Source organism: Qipengyuania sp., assembly GCF_965277845.1.
GTDB lineage: Bacteria > Pseudomonadota > Alphaproteobacteria > Sphingomonadales > Sphingomonadaceae > Qipengyuania.
Window position 1 is genome coordinate 2,325,991 of the sequence record NZ_OZ255844.1, and the last position, 18,486, is coordinate 2,344,476.

The 18,486-nt window shown below is 60.6% G+C and carries 14 protein-coding genes; 7 read left to right on the forward strand and 7 right to left on the reverse strand.

Annotated elements, in window-relative coordinates; all coding sequences use genetic code 11:
• Positions 1 to 8 precede the first annotated feature (8 nt).
• Positions 9 to 911: an IS1595 family transposase gene (locus tag ACQY4G_RS11435; protein WP_421991018.1), complete on the forward strand. Its 903-nt coding sequence runs from the start codon at positions 9 to 11 to the stop codon at positions 909 to 911.
• 376 nt (positions 912 to 1,287) lie between these two features.
• Here the strand turns inward: ACQY4G_RS11435 and ACQY4G_RS11440 are convergent, their stop codons facing one another.
• Complete coding sequence (locus tag ACQY4G_RS11440) at positions 1,288 to 2,079, reverse strand: hypothetical protein (protein WP_421991020.1); 792 nt, start codon at positions 2,077 to 2,079, stop codon at positions 1,288 to 1,290.
• Positions 2,080 to 2,233: 154 nt separating this feature from the next.
• On the reverse strand, positions 2,234 to 2,455 hold the full coding sequence (locus ACQY4G_RS11445) for a hypothetical protein (RefSeq protein ID WP_421991022.1): 222 nt from the start codon (positions 2,453 to 2,455) through the stop codon (positions 2,234 to 2,236).
• A gap of 893 nt (positions 2,456 to 3,348) precedes the next feature.
• Here ACQY4G_RS11445 and ACQY4G_RS11450 point away from each other — a divergent pair.
• The 3 genes from ACQY4G_RS11450 to ACQY4G_RS11460 all read left to right on the forward strand — a co-directional run bounded on the left by ACQY4G_RS11450 (position 3,349) and on the right by ACQY4G_RS11460 (position 7,708).
• A complete protein-coding gene (locus tag ACQY4G_RS11450) occupies positions 3,349 to 5,760 on the forward strand; it encodes a PAS domain S-box protein (protein WP_421991023.1) in 2,412 nt (803 codons plus the stop codon).
• A 296-nt stretch (positions 5,761 to 6,056) separates the two neighbouring features.
• Positions 6,057 to 6,533 carry a cyclic pyranopterin monophosphate synthase MoaC gene (gene moaC / locus ACQY4G_RS11455; RefSeq protein WP_421991025.1) on the forward strand — a complete coding sequence of 159 codons (477 nt, stop codon included), beginning with the start codon at positions 6,057 to 6,059 and terminating at the stop codon, positions 6,531 to 6,533.
• Positions 6,530 to 7,708: a molybdopterin molybdotransferase MoeA gene (locus ACQY4G_RS11460; protein ID WP_421991027.1), complete on the forward strand. Its 1,179-nt coding sequence runs from the start codon at positions 6,530 to 6,532 to the stop codon at positions 7,706 to 7,708. The genes moaC and ACQY4G_RS11460 overlap by 4 nt, the downstream gene beginning before the upstream one ends.
• 2 nt (positions 7,709 to 7,710) lie before the next feature.
• Here the strand turns inward: ACQY4G_RS11460 and ACQY4G_RS11465 are convergent, their stop codons facing one another.
• Positions 7,711 to 9,216, reverse strand: coding sequence for an acetyl-CoA acetyltransferase (locus ACQY4G_RS11465; protein ID WP_421991029.1), 1,506 nt, complete (start codon positions 9,214 to 9,216; stop codon positions 7,711 to 7,713).
• A gap of 315 nt (positions 9,217 to 9,531) precedes the next feature.
• Between ACQY4G_RS11465 and ACQY4G_RS11470 the strand changes: the two genes are divergently transcribed.
• From ACQY4G_RS11470 to ACQY4G_RS11480, 3 genes are read left to right on the forward strand one after another with little or no spacing between them, the layout of a single operon-like run.
• Entirely contained in the window at positions 9,532 to 11,691 is a 2,160-nt protein-coding gene (locus ACQY4G_RS11470; protein ID WP_421991031.1) for a TonB-dependent siderophore receptor, read from the forward strand.
• Positions 11,692 to 11,702: 11 nt separating this feature from the next.
• Positions 11,703 to 12,281 carry a hypothetical protein gene (locus tag ACQY4G_RS11475; RefSeq protein WP_421991033.1) on the forward strand — a complete coding sequence of 193 codons (579 nt, stop codon included), beginning with the start codon at positions 11,703 to 11,705 and terminating at the stop codon, positions 12,279 to 12,281.
• 1 nt (position 12,282) lies between these two features.
• Entirely contained in the window at positions 12,283 to 13,773 is a 1,491-nt protein-coding gene (locus ACQY4G_RS11480; RefSeq protein WP_421991035.1) for a PepSY-associated TM helix domain-containing protein, read from the forward strand.
• A gap of 291 nt (positions 13,774 to 14,064) precedes the next feature.
• Here ACQY4G_RS11480 and ACQY4G_RS11485 read toward each other — a convergent pair whose 3' ends face one another.
• From ACQY4G_RS11485 to ACQY4G_RS11500, 4 genes are all read right to left on the reverse strand, one after another.
• Positions 14,065 to 14,508 carry a MarR family winged helix-turn-helix transcriptional regulator gene (locus tag ACQY4G_RS11485; protein ID WP_421991037.1) on the reverse strand — a complete coding sequence of 148 codons (444 nt, stop codon included), beginning with the start codon at positions 14,506 to 14,508 and terminating at the stop codon, positions 14,065 to 14,067.
• Positions 14,509 to 14,512: 4 nt separating this feature from the next.
• Complete coding sequence (locus ACQY4G_RS11490; protein ID WP_421991039.1) at positions 14,513 to 14,806, reverse strand: putative quinol monooxygenase; 294 nt, start codon at positions 14,804 to 14,806, stop codon at positions 14,513 to 14,515.
• Between the two features lie 236 nt (positions 14,807 to 15,042).
• Positions 15,043 to 16,281: a PepSY-associated TM helix domain-containing protein gene (locus tag ACQY4G_RS11495; RefSeq protein ID WP_421991041.1), complete on the reverse strand. Its 1,239-nt coding sequence runs from the start codon at positions 16,279 to 16,281 to the stop codon at positions 15,043 to 15,045.
• Positions 16,281 to 18,434: a TonB-dependent siderophore receptor gene (locus ACQY4G_RS11500; protein ID WP_421991043.1), complete on the reverse strand. Its 2,154-nt coding sequence runs from the start codon at positions 18,432 to 18,434 to the stop codon at positions 16,281 to 16,283. Before ACQY4G_RS11500 ends, ACQY4G_RS11495 begins: the two co-directional genes overlap by 1 nt.
• Positions 18,435 to 18,486: the final 52 nt, after the last annotated feature.

Below are 18,486 nucleotides of genomic sequence, written 5' to 3' on the forward strand. Positions count from 1 at the left end.
AATAGGGCATGACAAAGAGCCCTTCCGCCAGCCCCGACTTTTCAGTTCGTGAGTTTTTTCAGCGCTTCAATTCGGAAGACGCTTGCCTTGAACACATCATGCAAGTGCGGTTCGGCGGCACCCGCTTTGATTGCCCCAAGTGCGGCACGGTCGAAAGCACCTTCCACAAGCTGCAAAAGCGCCGCACCTATGTTTGTGCCTCTTGCGGCCACCATGTGAACCCGACCGCTGGCACCATCCTTGAGAACACGCGCACCCCGCTCGTTTCGTGGTTCTACGCGATCTATCTGTTCTGCACGACGCGCCACGGTGTGAGCGGCAAGGAACTCCAGCGTCAGCTGGGAGTGACCTACAAGACCGCCTATCGCATCGGGCAGCAAATCCGCGATCTAATGAGCAAAGCGCAGGGTTTCGACGCTCTCCTGACTGGCCACATCGAACTGGACGAAGCCTATGTAGGTGGTCGCCGTTCCGGCAAGCGTGGTCGCGGTGCCGCTGGCAAGACTATCGTCATGGGCCTTGCCGAACGCGAAGGCCGCATGAAGGCGGTCGTCATTCCGAACGTGAAGAAAAACACGCTGCGCGATGTGGTTCTGGCCAACGTCGAAGAGGGTGCAACCGTATCGACGGACGAACTCTACAGTTACAGCTTACTGACTGGCGATGGCTACTCGCACGGTGCCGTGAAGCACGGCCGTAAGGAATACACTTGGTATGACTACCAGCGTGGCGAGAACTTCCATGTGAACACGGTTGAAGGCTTCTGGAAGCTGTTCAAAGCTTCGGTGCGGTCAACTCACGTCCAGATCAGCGCGAAGCACATGCAGCGCTATCTCGACGAATTCACTTTCCGCGCTTCGAACCGCCACCGCGTGAACGGGATGTTTGATCTTCTGGTTGGGGCGCTGTGAGCGTCCCGACCAAAGCGTCGAACTGAGCGCGGTCGGCAGGGCCTACACCATCGGCTTCGGCCTGATCGACAAAGTCACTTAATCGACCGTTTTTAATCGCATCGCTTAATGAGATTCTTGACTGTTTCATAAGCTTCCTATAGCAGAAAAGCACGACGGCGCACCCCCGGTTGGACTGGAAGCGCGCCGTCACTCTTACCCCTTGTGGAAGGGGGCAGGATGGGGTCGCCCGGAGGCGTCACCCTATAATGTCCGGGCCATGGACCACATGGCGCACCTCCTTTCCTCCAAGTGGGCAACCAGCGCGCTTCCGGCCAAGGAAACGGCGCGCTGGGCTAGGATTACAGGGCGGTTGGCGTTCATTCGTCAGCCGCCTTTATCCAACCAACTCATCAGTAGATGAGCGTTTGTAGATCATCGCGAATATCGACTCGGCCATCTTAAGCCAGGACGTGCGGTCGGCATCCGGCCATTCATCACCCACGTCTGGCAGCGTCTCGAGCATGCCCTGTATCAGCGGGTGATATTGGCCGCTGTTTCCGCCGCCGCCCCCGCCGCCTTTCGATCGATCTTTTCTTTCGTTATCTCGTTCAACTTCTTCCTCCGGTTCGGGAGGGCTATTGCCAAAGTGAGGTTTCACAAGACGGTCTTCGCCCTTCGCGAAAAAGCCTGCTTGCCTCGCTGAGCGCTCGAAAGCTTGCCTAGCCTTGTCCGTCTGCTTGCTAGAAACCCCGAGGCCTTGCATCTCTCGTTCTAGCGCCTTGGGGGGTGGCAGGCGCTGTCCTTTGTATTGCTCAAAGATCGCAGCATACAGTTCAACCTCGAGGAAAGCTTCGGCCCGTGCTTCTGCTTCGGTTTGCGGCTCAATTATTCGCAAGCCAAGGTCACTGAGCTTGGTGTGGTCGCGACCCTCACGCTCGGAAAGCCCGAATATCCGAGCCGTGCCAGTCTTGAGGCGGAAATTACCGCTTATGGTTTGGTCAAGCGTGGCAGCGAGATCGGCGGCCTCCATCGGACCGTGCCCGCGGGTCTCATACATCGCCTTGGCGACCTCGATTGCTGCGTCGAGATCAAGATAGGGGAACGAGATTGTAGAGACCTGACGCTTCTCAGCTTCAGGCTTGGCCTGCTGCGCCGCTTGCTCGAATTGAACCGTTTCGCCTGACATGGGGTAATCTCCCGCCTGTTGCTAAGGCAGGATGGTTAATGGTGTTTGAGGATTGAGTCAACAGTCCCGCAAACAGCCCGCAAACGCGGGCGGGGATAACTGAGAACGCTAGGTGAACATTACTCTTGCAGGTGTCGCAGCGCGCATACATGCGTCAAGGGGATAAACGGGAAAGATAATGCCGCAGCCACCAGCCGCAGACGCCATTCGGCTCCAGTGATTGTTTCGGATCCATCTGATAGGTTTGAAAAAAGGCTGTTTGGGCGAAAACGAAGGCCATCGCATCGCAGGTCGCACCTCTATCTCTCTTCGCGTGTGCAATAAAGTCTCCGACTTCACGGATGAATGGGCCGAGTTTTGCCTCTCTGTGCTTCATGTAGAGAGCAAGAACGTCGGCGTCGGTGTATCGCCCGTTTCGGACCCTAGAGCCTGACGGCACTTTTGCCCCCCTTCGGATATTGATGGTATAAGTAAATCAGAAGATATCTCTCTGCCCAAGGGGCGGAACTAGCTCCGACCACGTTTTTCGGCATAACGTTCCTTGGCTTTCCAACGATCGAAAGCGGTCTCGTCTGGCGACGACCCCCCCCCCCCATTCTTGCGAAGTAAAAATCCGAAGCCGAGATGGTTCAATCTCGATGAAGCTCACCGCTATCCCTGCTGCTCTTACGGCAGAAAGAACGCGCTTGATTTCGGGTGATGTAGGGAACTTCAATGGGTGAGCCATACCTCTCCTATCCGACGCCATCGCCCCTGATTTCTGGCTCAATCCGGTTTACAAGGTGCGGGTAAGTGCCGAAAAGTTAAGGAGGGTGCGGGAAAAAAGTTTCCAAAAAAACCCAATAAAAACAATGAGCCGTTTGAAATCATAATCCGCGTGTCGGGGGTTCAAGTCCCTCCTCCGCTACCAAAACTTCCCGTAGATTAGGAAGCCGATCGACTGCCGCGACTGCGATCGCTGACGACCGATATGCCGCGGGCGCAATGGGAACGGTTCGAACCGCGTACTCCGGGCGGCCCGTCGACCATTACCGAGTGCCGGTGTCCGCCTTTTCTCGGTACCCTGCTCGCGGGCAATTGGTTAACGATTTGGTAAGGATATTCGCTCAACCATCATTGCCATATCGGTCCCGGTTGGAAACCAACGGGGAATTGCCGCATTTTTAAAGGGTTGAATTGCGTACTTGGGGTCTGTCGGTAGGAATCTCGGTTCCCGCCTAGTGTTTTGGATGGATGTGGCTAATCCGCTGGAATCAGGGGGTTTGAAGTATGCCAGATACTCGAGAGATGACGGCGGAACGCCTTGGCCAGATCGTCGAGGGCGCCGCGGCGGAAATCTATATTTTCGGCCACGACGACCTTCGCTTTCTTCTCGTAAACAAGGGCGCGCGGGACAATCTCGGTTACTCCAAGAAAGAGCTGGCTCGACTCCACCCGTGGGATCTGAAGCCCGAATATACCAAGAAACAGTTCATCGAATTCGTTCGGCCGCTGCTCGACGGCCGCGAAGAGCACTTGCAATTCGAGACCGTCCACGAGCGGAAGGATGGATCGACCTACGACGCCAGCGTGCGCCTGCAGCTTATCTCGAGCGACGACCTTCCGGTTTTCTATGCCGCGATCCAGGACATCACCGAGCAGAACCAGGTGCGCAAAGAGCTCCAGGAAGTATCCGGCCGTCTCGATGCCATCCTCAATAACACCACCATGGCGGTGTTCATGATGGACGAGCGGCAGCACTGCTCCTTCATGAACAAGGCCGCGGAAGAGCTGACCGGATACACATTCGAGGAGACACGAGGCAAACCGTTGCACGATGTGGTGCACCACACCTATCCCGATGGTCGGCCGTTCCCGATCGAGGAATGTCCCATCGACCGTGCCTTTCCCGAGAACCACAAGACGCAAGGCGAGGAAGTTTTCGTCCACAAAGACGGCAGCTTCTATCACGTCGGCTTTACAGCTTCGCCGGTGATAGATTCCGACGGGACCCCCGTGGGCACTGTCATCGAAGCACACAACATCGAAGAAGAATTGCAAGCCAGGGAAGCTCTGACTTCGTTCAACGCCGCATTGAGGGACCGGGTGGACGAGGCAATGACCGAGCGGGAAGAGCTCGAAGTCCAGCTCGTTCAGGCACAGAAGATGGAGGCGTTGGGCCAGCTAACCGGCGGCGTGGCACATGATTTCAACAATCTGCTCCAGGTGATCGGCGGCAATCTGGAGCTGCTAAAACAAGACCCGATCATCGATGGGCGCAATACTGCGCGCATCAACAATGCCATTTCCGGAGTCGAGCGAGGGGCGAAGCTGGCCTCGCAATTGCTCGCCTTCGGCAGGCAGCAGCCGCTCAATCCCAAACCGATCAATGCCGGTCGCGTCCTGCGCGGGATGGGCGACATGCTGCGCCGCACGCTGGGCGAAACCGTGCAGATAGAGACCATCGTTTCCGCCGGACTGTGGAACTGTCTGGCCGACCCGCGGCTCCTGGAGAATGTGCTGCTCAACCTGGCGATCAACGCGCGCGATGCGATGAATGGCCGGGGCAAGCTGACGCTTGAAGCTGGCAATGCCTCGCTGGACGAAGAATACGTCGCTGCAAATCCCGACGCCTCGGTCGGAAAATACGTCATGATCGCGGTAACCGATACGGGGCGTGGCATCCCCGAGGAGAGCCTGTCGAAGGTCTTCGAACCGTTCTTCACGACGAAAGCACCTGGAGAGGGCACGGGATTGGGCCTTTCGATGGTCTTCGGTTTCGTCAAGCAATCGGGCGGGCATATCGCAATCTACAGCGAAGAAGGGGAGGGCACGACCGTCCGCATCTATCTTCCGCGGACGCACAAGGAGGAAATGTCCAAGCGCCCAGCATCCGGATTGGTGACTGCCCAGGGCAATGACGAGGTAATTCTGGTCGTGGAGGACGATGAGGATGTCCGCGCGACCGTGGTCGAACAGCTCGGCAACCTCGGTTACCGCGTAATCGAGGCATCGAGCGCCGATAGTGCGCTGGCCATCATCCAGTGCGGAATTTCGATCGACCTACTGTTCACAGACGTCGTCATGCCAGGTAAATTACGCTCTCCCGAGTTGGCGCGCATGGCCAAGGAGCGAATGCCGAACCTCGCGGTTCTGTTTACCTCGGGCTATACCAAAAACGCGATCGTCCATGGCGGGAAGCTCGATGACGATATCGAGCTGATCAGCAAACCCTATTCCACGGAGCAGCTAAGTCAGAAGATTCGGGCGACCTTGGACATGGCCGGCGAACCCGAGGCCGGGGACACGACCGAAGCGGTTAAATATCGCCAGAATGGCAATGGTAAGGGCACCGATGGGGACCGGATCGGCCGGGCCCTCGTCGTCGAGGACGAGCCGCTTATCCGCATGACCTTGATCCGCCCCTTGGAGCGCGCCGGCTACGAAGTCTTGGAGGCCGACTCTCTCAAGACGGCACGGGAAAGGATCAAACGTACCCAAGTCGACGTCGTCGTCTCCGACTTCGGGCTGCCGGACGGCAAAGCCACTCAGTTCCTGCAAGAGGTCCTGCAGAAGAACCCCGACGTCGACATCGTTCTGGCTACAGGCGGCAATGTGCCCGAAGAGCTGGAACAGATGCCCGTTTCGATTCTCAGAAAGCCCTTTTCGGGTGATGCCCTGAAAAAGGCGCTGGGACTCTAGTTCCAGCCTCGCAGACCTCCGGCTGGCCGAATTCGTTGATCCGCTTCGACGACGGCCAGTGCCGGAAATTCCGCCACGGTTGCTTCACAAGGAGTTTGCGCGACCAACGCCTTTCTGGTTATCGGACCGGAAGCGCGGTCCAGCAAGACGCGGGACAATTCACGCGAGCCCCTGATTGCATAGCCACCGCTGACGCGGTTGGAAATACCTCGGCGCGGCGCACCAAACGTCCTCGACAGGATGCGTCGATGATGCTGGAAGTGATACACCACAGAATTTCGGAAAAGGAACCGCAGGTGGCCGAGCTTTCGCACATCGACGAACAGGGCCGGGCGAGAATGGTCGATGTGGGCGACAAACCTGTCTCCCGGCGCAGGGCGAGCGCGGAGGGTGAATTGCGATGCGCGTCCGAAACGCTTGCGGCAGTGAAGGCAGGGCAGGCGCCGAAAGGTTCAGTCGTCGCAACCGCGGAATTGGCCGGAGTTATGGCCGGCAAGCGAACCGCCGATCTGATCCCGCTGTGCCATCCCTTGCCCCTCTCCAAGGTCGAAGTCTCGATCGGACTCGATGAGGGACTGCCCGGTTTTCGGGTTGCGGCCATGGTCCGCACCGAGGGTCGTACCGGCGTGGAAATGGAGGCACTCACCGCTGTTTCGGTCGCCTGCCTAACGTTGTACGACATGCTCAAGGCCATCGACAGGACGATGACGATCGGGACAATCCGCGTGACCTCGAAGGAGGGTGGACGCTCCGGTAGTTGGCAGGGGGCATGATCTGTTTCGACGCGGCGATAGCGCTGCTCGAGCAGTATGTCGCTGCGCTGGGAAGCGAAACGGTCGCGCTCGAAGACGCGGCGGGGCGTATCCTTGCCGAGGATCTCGTCGCCGGGCTTGCGTCTCCGCGGCTCACAGTGTCGGCCATGGATGGCTATGCAGTGACCGAAGCGGGACTGGAACCGGGCCGAGCGCTGCGGATCGCCGGAGAAGCGCGCCCTGGCAAGGCTTTTGAGGCGCGGTTGGCACCGGGCGAAGCGGTGCGGATATTCACCGGGGCGCCGCTGCCCGACGGCGCCGATAGCGTCATCATGCAAGAATACGCGCAGCGTGACGGCGAAACCGTGAAATTCGCCGAAGGCTATGGCCCCGCGCGACATGTCCGCATCGCGGGAAGCGATTTCGCCAAGGGCGCCGTCCTGCTGGCAAAGGGGACGCGGCTCGGGCCCAAGGCGCTGGTTGCCGCTGCCGCCGGCGATAGTGGACGGGTTCAGGTGGGAAGCCGTCCCCGGGTCGCATTACTTGCTACGGGCGACGAACTGACAGACCCGGGCCGCGCGCGGTACGAGCCTAATGCCATTCCCGACACCATCAGCCCTGCGCTTGCGGCATTGGTTCAGAAAGGTGGCGGCAGTGTCGTTGCGCGCCATCGCGCGCAAGACGATTTGCCCGCGCTGGAGAAACTGGCTGGGGAATTGCTCGGCACAGCTGACCTCATAGTTGTGACCGGGGGCGCATCGGTCGGCGAGCGCGATTTCGCCAAGCCGATGTTCGCCGCCCACGGACTGGAACTCGTTTTCGACAAGGTGGCGATCAAGCCGGGCAAACCTGTCTGGCTCGGTCGGGTGGGGCCGAGCACAGTGCTCGGCCTGCCGGGAAACCCGACCTCGGCGATGGTGACGGCGCGTTTGTTTCTCGTGCCGCTGCTCGCCCTGTTACAGGGCGGTGCCGGAGACCATCATTGGCGCGCAATGCCGCTTGCATTGGATCTGCCTGAGACCGGCGACCGCGAAACCTTTGCCAGGGCCAGCTGGGAAAAGGACGGCCTGCGCCCTCTCGGGAATCAGGACAGCGGCGTACAGGGCGATCTCGTGCGTGCGGATTGGCTGATCCGGTGCCCGCCGGGGCAGGCGAAGCGAGTAGCTGGGGAAACGGTCCGGGCTATTCGGTTCTGAAATCAGCCTCGGTGCCAGATCGCCAGCTCTCCGCCCTCGCGGCGGATCACGCCGCCAGCACCGACCGGTTCGCGTTTTCCGTCCGTCAGAAATGCGATGGTGCCGGCATCCGCACCGGGAACGCTGGCAAGCGTGCGCGATCCGTCCGGCGTCTTTGCGACGATCACGCCCGACCTTGCCGACCCATCGCGGTCATAGTGCACGGTGTAGCTTTCGATCGTCGCCGGCCCCGTATAATCTTCGTCCAGTGGCGGGACATCGCCGCGCCGCTCGTCGGCTTCGGCCTGATAGTCGAAATCCTGTGGGAAGGTGGCATCGGTCGGTGCGCCCGAGAGGAGGATCGTGTGGTTGTGCGTCGCATAGCCGCCATTGGCGAACAGCAGACCCTTGTCCTTCGTGCCGCGCAACTTTTGCACCATCGCGACAACTGCATGGCTCATGTAGTTGCCGATTGGCCCGCCGCCGAAGGTGAGGCCACCGAAAACCGTGGCGGGTTTGTCGAGTGGCCAGCCAAGGACCCGGCGTGCCATTTTGGGGACGCAGGGAAAGCAGCTGTAAAGTTCGACATGGGCGAGATCGTCGGCATTCACGGCATTGAGTTTCATGGTCCGCTCGATCGATGTCGCGAGGCTGGGCGAGGCATCGTAACGGTCGCGGGCGAGGAAGTTGCCGCTCTCATGCGCGGCCGCGCCGTGGCCAAGCCATACCAATCTGTCCTCGGGGATGCCCCTGCGCCGCGCTTCGGCCAGCGAGGTAACGATGAAGCCCGCGCCCTGGTTGACCGAGGAATTGGCTACCTGGAACTTGGTATAGGGAAAAGCGATCAGGCGGTTGCCGCCCGAAGGCGTGATCACTTCATCCGCGCTGATCGGCTTGCGAATCCATGCGCCCTCGCTGTGGGCTGCAACCTCGCTCATCCCTTCCCAGATCGTACCGCTTTCCGCCTGCCCTTCGCCAAGCGTCTGGCCATAGGCGGCGCGTCCGGCATTCTCGTACAAGGGATAGACGTCGGTCGGCACCACCAGACCGTATCTCTGCGCATATCCCTTGCGGACACGATGCGTCGCATCGCGTAGTGCATTGGGCTTATCGCCATTTTTTCGCTTCTTGAGCGCGGCAAGCTGGCCGGCGGTGCGAAGCGCCTCGCCGCCCGTGATGGCGCAGATTTTCGCTTCGCCCTTGCCGATACGATTGGCGGCTTCGTGCAACAGCAGGATAGGGCTGTCGCCATTGGGAAGGGCGGTCTGCATCCGGTGAATTGGATCGATGCCCAGCGCTTCGGCCACCTTTCCGTCGACCGGATTGAGCTGCGGCCAGGCAAGTTGGGCGACCACTGCAAGCGAGTCGCAATCGGCGAGCAGTCCGCCGCCGGCATCGGTTTCGGCGCGACGCAGAGCCTCGACCATCAGGGCGACGGGGTCGAGTCCATCGCCGGGCACTTCGGGCCGATCGTTGATCTGGCCGACGCCGACGATGACGGGGGTATACTCGGGATCCTGTTCGGGCACGCACGCTCTCCTCTCCACGCCATGCCTAGCAAGCAGGTTTCACGCTGCAACCGGAAGTTCGGAGTGGTTTGACCGGTGGGCGGGGGCTTGGGCGACCAACGCGGCAAGGATCTGGACGGTCGGGCTCCCGCTACCTGCTAAACCGACGCGGAGATCGAAAGCCGTGCTTCATCTAGCACCACGGCTTCGGTCGCTCATGCAAGGCCGGCGAGCACCGGTTCGACTCAAGCCGTTCGATCAAAAGTCTCTAATTGCGATTGACTCGCAGAAGCATTATCGCCAACAGCGCCTGCGAATTCGAAACAGGGTCAATCAATGCGCAGAACCATCACAGCATCTCTCCTTCTCTCGACGGCGTTCGCCGGCACCGCTAGCGCCCAGGAGGTAGGCCCCATAGCCCTCGACGAGGATGAGGACGTCATCGTCGTGACAGGCGAAGTGTCGACCTTCGGTGCAACGAAATCCGAAACCCCCATCATCGAAACCGCTCGTTCGGTTTCGGTTATCAGCGCCGAGGATTGGCGCGAGCGAGGCGCTCTGACGCTGGATGACACGTTGAATTACACCGCCGGCGTGGTGGGCGATACGTTCGGCTTTTCGACGCGCGGCGATTTTCCGCGGGTGCGCGGCCTCGACGTTCCCGAATATCTCGACAATATCCAGGTGCTCTTCGGGTTCTACAATAATGCCCGCTCCGACATCTTCACCCTCGAACAGGTAGAGGTGCTGAAAGGCCCCGCATCTGTCCTATACGGGCAGGGTTCGCCCGGCGGTATCCTCAACACCGTCAGCAAACGCGCCGGACCCGACGCGATCGGCAGCGAATTCTATGTCGAATACGGGACGTTCGACCGGACGCAGGTCTCGGCCGATATCGGTGCAGACCTGTCTGGCGACGGCACGCTCACCGCGCGACTGGTAACGCTATTCCGCGATGCCGATACGCAAGTCGATTTCGTCAACGACGATGCGTTCATCTTGGCCCCTTCGATAACCTATGACGATGGGCGGACCGTCGCGACCTTGCTTGCAAACTACACCGATCGCGAGAGCGATACGGCACACCAGTTCCTGCCACTTGCCGTGACTGCCTGCGCCAGCGAGGAGGTCACGGTATCGGAATCGAACATCTGTTCCGGCAATAGCGGCCAGGAAGTCGACGCTTCGCTCTATGTCGGCGATCCCGCATTCAACCGTTACGATAGCGAGAGTTTCTCGCTCACCGGGTTTTTCCAGCATCGGTTCAGCGATGCGCTCGGTTTCGAAGCAACTGCACGCTATCGCGACAACAGTGCCGCTTACAGGCAGACCTGGGTGTCGTTCCTTGGCAGCGGCAATCCGCGTGTCCTGGCGGATGGCACGGCAGCGGGTCGCAGCTGGTACGATGCACCGGCCGGCTCGGATCAGTTTGCGGTCGACGGTCGGTTCCGCGCGCGCTTCGATACCGGTCCGATCGAGCACGAGGTGCTGGCCGGCATCAACTATCAGTCGGTCGACACGCTGACTGAAGCCTCCTTCCTCTATGCCCTCCCGACGACCTTCAACCTGCTCAATCCGATCTACGATGGCTTGGAGATTCCGGCCGAGGCAGCGTTCGAGGCGGTACGCGGAAGCTCGATCAACGAGATCGATAGCGTCGGCTATTACATCAACAACCAGATGACACTCGGCGACCTCGTGCTAAACGCGGGCGTCCGGTTCGACGAGCTGGAGACCGGCAACGGCACCACCAATCAGGACGACAGCGCGACGAGCCTCAGCTTCGGCGCGCTCTACAAGACTTCCATCGGTCTCAATCCCTATGCCAGCTATGCGGAAAGCTTCCAGGCGGTGGTCGGCAACGACATGGTCACAAACCAGCCGCTGCTGCCGCAGGAAGGCAAGCAGATCGAGGTCGGACTGAAGTACCAGCCTCCCGGAACGCGCACTTATGTGACGATGGCCTATTTCGACATCGAGCAGTCCAATCTGCCCAATCCGGCCGGGCTGCCCAATGCGCCCTCACAGCAGGAGGGGATCGCCAAGATCGACGGTTTCGAGATCGAGGCGCAGACCGCGATCGGCGATCTGACCCTCGATGCCGCCTTCAGCGTGATCGATACGCAGGATCCCAATGGCGCGCGCTTCCCGAGCGTCCCCGAAGTGCAAGGCTCGGCCTGGGCGTCGTGGCGTCCATCGTCCGGCTCGCTCAAGGGGCTTGCCCTGGGCGCTGGCGTCCGCTTCGCCGGGGGCAACGAAAGCAGCGGCACCGCTTTCCTCGCGGCCAATGGCTTTGCCCCGACGCCGGTCTTGATCGAAACCGACGGCTACACCGTTTTCGACGGCCTGATCGGTTACAGCTTCGATCGATACTCACTCACGCTCAATGGCCGGAACATCTTCGATACCGAATATTACGGCACCTGCCTTTCGCGCGGCGACTGTTTCCCCGGTGAAGGCCGGACGATACAGCTGCGCGCCGGCGTCCGGTTCTAAAGGCAGTCGCGATGATGGCTTGGCAGATCGGGGGTACTATTCTGGCAATTGCGGGTGTCGTCGCTCTCTATCTGTCATGGCGAAGCCGGCGACGCAGTTGGCCGCTGGTTCTGAGCGGCTGGACCCTCTTGCTCGGCGCGGTCGTCGCGTGGGGAAACACGAGCGGCGTCGACAAGGGGCCGGCGCTCGGGATCGTCGTGGTTGTCATGGTCGCGAGCGCCGGGGTGCTGCTCGTCGCGGTGCGGGCGCCGGTCAAACGGCGCCGCAGGATCGAACCGCGCATAGTGGCACAACTGGTCGAACGACCGGGAAGCAAGAACCTTGCGATCACGGCCAATGCGGTGGCGATCGTCTTGTTGGGGTTTCTCACCTCGATTACCGTCGTGACGGCCATTTTCATGGCCGGCCGGTCCGCTGGAACGGAGCACACGGCCAACCTTACGGTAACGATGTTTGCTTTCCCGGTCGTCTGGGCCGCACTCACCACCTTCATCGGTTACTCGCGCAGTATGGTGGCCCGAGCGGTCGTGGCCTTAGGCGCAATGGCCATATCTGCGGCGATCATTGCAGTGACATCAACGGGAGGCTGAAATGGCACGGATCAAGAGATCGGCCATGCGGGTCGCGAAATCGCTCGAAGCGCACCGCCTGGTGGCGATAGTTTTCGGTGCCCTGCTCTACATTCTAGCGGCCACTGGCACACTCTCCGTGTTCAACCACGAGTTGCAGCGGTGGGAACAGCCAAATGTCCCGGAGATGACCTCGATCGCGCCCGAGGCGGCCGAGCGTGCGGCATTGTCGGTGCTCGAAAGCGAGGAGGTTCCGACCACGCATCTCTATGTGAACTTTCCGCAGGAAGACCTGCCGCGTACAGTTATTACCACGGACACGCAGGCGTTCTTCGCCGCGCCCGAAGGGACGATCGCGGGTCCCGAAAAATTTCCCTGGACGCAGTTCCTGCTCGACCTGCATTACTATCTGCATCTTCCGCAGACACTCGGCCTGACGGTCGTGGGTGCGCTCGGCGCTATGCTGATCGCGCTCTCGTTTTCGGGGCTTTTGGCCCACCCGCGCATCTTTCGCGATGCCTTCACCTTTCGGCATGGGGCGGGGCGCCTGACTACGATCGACCTGCATAATCGGCTAAGTGTCTGGACGCTGCCATTCCATTTTTCCAATGCGCTGACCGGTTCGATCCTCGGACTGGCAAGCGTTCTTGCCCTTGCCATCGCCGCGGTTGGCTTCGACGGCGATACCGGCGCGGTCTTCGATCCGGTGTTCGGCGCCGAACCCGAGCCGATCGAAGGCCAGGCCGCGATGGCATCGATAGCTGAACCGCTGGCTTTCATGGCGCGCGAGTTCCCGGAACTCGACGTGACCTATTTCATACTGCACGATCCGGGCACCGCGGGGCAGCACAGTTCGGTCATCGCCGAACACTCCGACCGCTTGATATTTGGCGACTACTACAACTTTACCTCGGAGGGCGAGTATCAGGGTAACGTCGGTATCTCGGATGGGACGATCGGGCAGCAGGTCACCGGCGCGGTGTACAACGTGCATTTCGGGAACTGGGGTGGGCTGCCGGTCAAGCTGGCCTATCTTGGGTTCGGTCTTGGGCTGTGCGTCATAATCGCGAGCGGGCTCAGCATTTACTTCTCCAAGAGAGTAGCCAACGGCCGTCCTGCGCCGCGGCTTGCGGGCGCCTGGCAGGGCGTGGTGTGGGGAACGCCGGCCATGCTCGCGGTGACATTGGGATTGTCTTTCCTGGGCCTCGAGGGCGCGGGATTGGTCACCGCATTCTGGCTGGGTCTCGCCATGCTGATTTTTCTTTCGGGCTTGGCCGGATCGAGCCGCGCGAAGAAAGCGGTGCAAGCGCTCACGGCTCTGGCGCTCCTCTCGGCCCTCTTTGCATATTCGCTACGTTACGGATCGGCCGTTCTGTCCGACGCCGGGTTGGGTGTGTCGACCATCGCTATGCTGCTGGTTGTCGCACTTGCGACAGCCGTCATTCGCTCGAGCGGCAAGGTCGGTCACCGCAAGAGCGGACAGGCCGAATGGGTGGGTCAGCCCGCGGAATAGCCGCGGCCCCAATTGCTTGGATGCGACTGCGTCTCTGGCACCAAGATGTGTGACAGGGACGGAAGACAATGGCCTTTCAAGAGGTGCTTCCCAGAAGGCGGGATGCAAGCCTTTGCATTACAGGGCCGAGTATTAGGCCGATGAGCGGGACGAGTATCGACGTCAAAATCAGCGTTTGTAGACCGAGCGAAAGGTCGGCTGCCAGTAGCCCGAGCAACACGAGCATCGCCGTCACAAGAGGCCAAACCACAAGCCAGACAAGGAAGGTGCGCAAGAGGATGACCTGCATTTTCACACCTCGCCCGCCGACATCGCGCGATGCAGGATTGCGAAATAGCCCGGCAGGACTTCGCCGAGCTTGCTTTGGCCGGTTCGGGTCAGGGAGACTTCTTTCGACCTCGCGTCGTCCTCGTTTGCGGAGATCGCGATCAACCCCGCTTGCTCGAGGCTTTGCATCGTGCGTGTAACCACGGGGCGGGATACGTCCAGCCTTTCGGCAATCTCGCCTACCGTAAGAGAGGTGCGATCGGATTCTCGATCGACAAGGATAAGCGTGAGAAACCGCAGTTGCGAAAGGTCGCGCGATGCGAAATAAGCCTCGAGTTCGCGGATCAGGATACTACCGGCGCGCATTAGTTCGAGCGCGCCGAGCACCTTGGCGGGATCGACACCATCGAAGCGATCCGCATATCCCTCGACCATTCGCCGGCTCGGCAGTTCCTTCAAGAAGAACATGCAGCTAGCGAACCGGGCGCAGGTGCAGGATTTCCGGCTCCTCGGCCAGCCATTGTCTGTAGGCTTCGAAGACGTCCTGCGTGTAGGATTGGGCGTGATGTGTTTCGAGCGCAGCCTCGTCGCGCCACTCTTCGTAGAGATGCAAGGTTCCCGTTTCGGTATTCTCGCTTAGCCGGAACTCGATACACCCCGGCTCCGCCCGCGTGCGCTCGATGATGTTGCAGATCGCCGCGCGGGCCGCGTCGAAATGGTCTGCATGGGGCCTGATCCGCGCGATGACATTCAGCTGGCTACTCATAAACACTCCATTAGTTATCATGATAAATATATGGGTCTAAGCAGCGAGGGTCAAGATCCTGCATGTTCCGAGGGTGGACTGTCCGCTGTGCCCTGCGAACTTGGCATCGATAGGGTTGGCGAGTGCGCAAAGTTGCCGGTACTTTGGGGGGCGCAGTGAGATCACCACTCCTGGAGAAGCGCGGCCGGATTTCTCGAGCGGGAAACCGGAAGGGCCAAATGGCTGCGATGGGTTGCTCAGCGCGTTGCGATCAGTACTCCGAGAAAGACGAAGCCGATGGTGATCAAAGCGCCCGACAGCCAGCGCCATCGCTCCATCCCGACCCACATGCCGCGAAAGCTCTGGCGCAAAGAAACCCCATCGCCGCGTTCCTTGGCTATCCGTAAAGAGTAAATTGCCGCACCCGACAATGCGAGGCCGGTCATCGCCAGCCCGAACAGGAACCATGGAATCTTGGTCCAGTAGCCGCCGAAGTTTCCGAAATGCAGCGGATCGGCCATTTCGGAGATGCGCTGGTGGACATTGAGATCGCGCCCGTCGGTTGTGAGCAGGACCTCCGCCGTTCTGGCATCGACATAAACGGCGTTCGAGCGCGACCGCACCAGCACCGCTTCATACTGGCCATTGAGTTCGAGCACGCCATCTTCGCCCGGCAAACGCACGTTTTTCACGCGCAGACCGGGATATGCGGCTAGCGCTGCATCCACCGCCAGTCCCAACTCTCCCGGCTCCGCGATGATCTCGGTCGGAATTTCACGATCGACGCGGGGATGCGGTGGCGCGTTGCCGCCCAGGCTCTCGACGAAGTACCAGATGCTGGTGAGCGTGATCAGCGCAACGAACCACAGCGACCAAACCCCGGCAAGCCGGTGGAAATCGCCCCACCAGGTCCGGGCATCGCGCGTCCGCAATGGCTTGGTGAAGCCGCGCCACCATTTCTTGTAGACGACGAAGGAGGTGACGAGGCTGATCAGCAGGAGAAACGCCAGCGACGAGACGATCGGCACCCCCAGCCAGGTTGGCAGGTTGAGATGCCGGTGCATGTTCCTGAGCACGCGTTGCGCATCGACCCATGGTCCGGTCCCGAGGATCTCGCCGGTCGATGGATGCGCATGGAGGAAGAAGAGGTTGCCGGCCTCGTTCTCGACCGTCACCTTCGCAGCAAAGGCCGAGGCAGTCGGCGCCGAAATCGCATTCGCCTTGGCTAAGCCTGGATACTCGGCTGCGTTGTGCGCGATTTCGGCCCAGGCCACCGGTCCTTCCACGCTGGAGGGGGCTACGCGCAGGCTGGGCTGGAGCAACCAGTCGATCTCCGCGCTCAGCACGGCCAGCGTCCCGGTGAACAGGATGAAGGCCATGAACAGGCTGGCCTTCAGCCCGACCCACTGATGCACCACCCACCATGTGCGGGCGGCCTTGGGCGCGGCTTTTCGATGCAGCCTGTGCTGCCTTTCGATATCCCGCGCCAGTTCCATCAGAACCTGTATCCCACCTCCACGAAGAGCGAACGGGGTTCGCCGGGGAAGTGGCCGGTTCGCTCGATAAAGCCGGAAGCAGCGTATGTGGTATCGAACAGATTATCGACGCGGACCATCGCGCGGATCGGTCCGGTTTCGTAGATCAGCGAGGCATCGAAAACGAAATAGTCGTTCACCGGCTGATCGCTGAGACTGACACGATCCGACACATAGTCCCCGCCAAGTGCCACGGCGAGGCCGATCTCGGGAAACTGATAACGGGTCCAGAATCCAAGCTGGTGTTCGGGCGCGTTGGCGAAGCGGTCGCCGACACTGTTGGAAAAGCCGCCTTTGCCATTGTCTTCGGTGATCTTGGTGTCGTTGTAGCCATAGGCGAGCGTGGCCACCCAGTTGGGCGTGATGTCGGCGGCGATATCGACCTCGACACCCTTGCTTGTGACTTCGCCGAAAGCGACAAGATCATCCACGCCGTCGCCGCCCACATCGCCTCGCGGATCGGTCTGCAACAGATTTTGTCGGCGGATTTGGTAAGCCGACAGGCTCGACTGGATGCGTCCGCCCATCAGTGCTGTCTTGATCCCGCCCTCTACGATGTCGCCCGTGGTCGGCGCGAATGGACCACCGGCGAGCGGATCCTGGTCGTCAACGTCTTGGGGTTCGAAACTGTCGGCGTATTGCGCGAACAGGGAAATCTCGTCGGTAACGCGATAGACAGCTCCTGCGCGATAGGTGACTTCTTCGTCTTCGAATACCGTTCCGTTCGCATTGTCGGTGAAGCTATCGAAGCGGACGCCGCCGGTCAGGATCAGGCGGCCGATCGTCAATTCGTCGAGCAGGTAAAAACCGAACCGTTCGTTGTCGGACAGCGATGTACGAAAGGCGGGGAGTGCGTAGGAAGTCGGGTCGGTTCGACCGTACTGCGGATCGAACAGGCTCAGCGGATTGGGCAAGCCCGCAACATTGCTCGTTGTGCCGCGCAGCGCACGACCGGTGAAGTTGCTTTCGGCATCGAAGAAATCCGCGCCGACCAGTACGCGGTTGCCAAGGTTGCCGCCCAGGTCCGCGGACCAGACCGCATTGGCACCCAGCGAGAAGGTTTCCTGCGCACGAAGCTGGTCGCGAAATTCGCGGACCGAGGCATCGACCTGTCCATCGCCGTCAGAATCGAAGAGACCGCGCGGTTCGTGATAGTTCTGCACTTCCACCGCATCATTGTAGCGCGCGGTGATATCGATGCTGAGATTGCGGGTCACATCGGCCTCGATCCGGCCCTGGACGACGTCGGATTCCAGGTTGAGGAAGTCGCCCGGCTCGTTGTGGTTCCAGCGGCGGCTGGTGAGAAAATCGCCATTGTCGTCGACCGGCACGCCCCGCAGGCGATTGGCGTCCAGCTCCTGATCGTACCGCGTGGCCTGCAGGATGATCCGGGCCGGTCCTTCCTCGAATGAGACGCCGCCATCGACGATCAGCGTGCGCGAGGCGGCATTGAAGCGGAACAGGCCGCGGTCTTCGTAGAACACGCCGCCGCGTGCGGCGAAACCTCCGCCCAGTGGTGCGTTGATCTCTGCCGAACCGCCCACACGATCCTCGGTGCCGAGTATCGCCTTGATCTCGCCGGTGAACTCGTCCGCATCGGGTTTCTTTGTGATGTAGTTGAAGAGACCGCCGGGGGCGCCCGGACCATAGAGCATGCCGCTCGGGCCCTTGAGGAACTCGACCCGCTCGACGTTGAAGAGCTGCGGCACCGAAAAGCCGGCGTAGGGATCGCCGCGCAATCCGTCATAGAAGATTTCTTCCTGCCGGAACCCGCGTGCCGTCACGCCGGCATAGCTGAAAAAGCTGACGCCGGAGATATTGCGATAGAGGTCCTGCGCGTCGCGGGCGCCCTGGTCCTCGATCAACTCCTGCGTGATCGAGGTGACGACCAGGCTCGATTCAAGCGGAGGCGTCGCCAGCTTGCCCGAGCTGGTTTCATCGACGCGGTACAGCTGCTGCGCACGCCCGGTCACGATGATGGCGCTTGCGAGCGGCGTTTCCGCCTCGTCCGAGCCGCCATCGGCTTGCGCCATCGCCGATGCTGCCGACAGCCCCAAGGCTGCGCCCGACGCCAGGAAAGAGACCTTGAGTACCTTCGAACTGCGTACGTGCATCAATGACCTCGAATAGCGAATCGCCTGGATTGGGCGGCTGTTGCGTGATGCG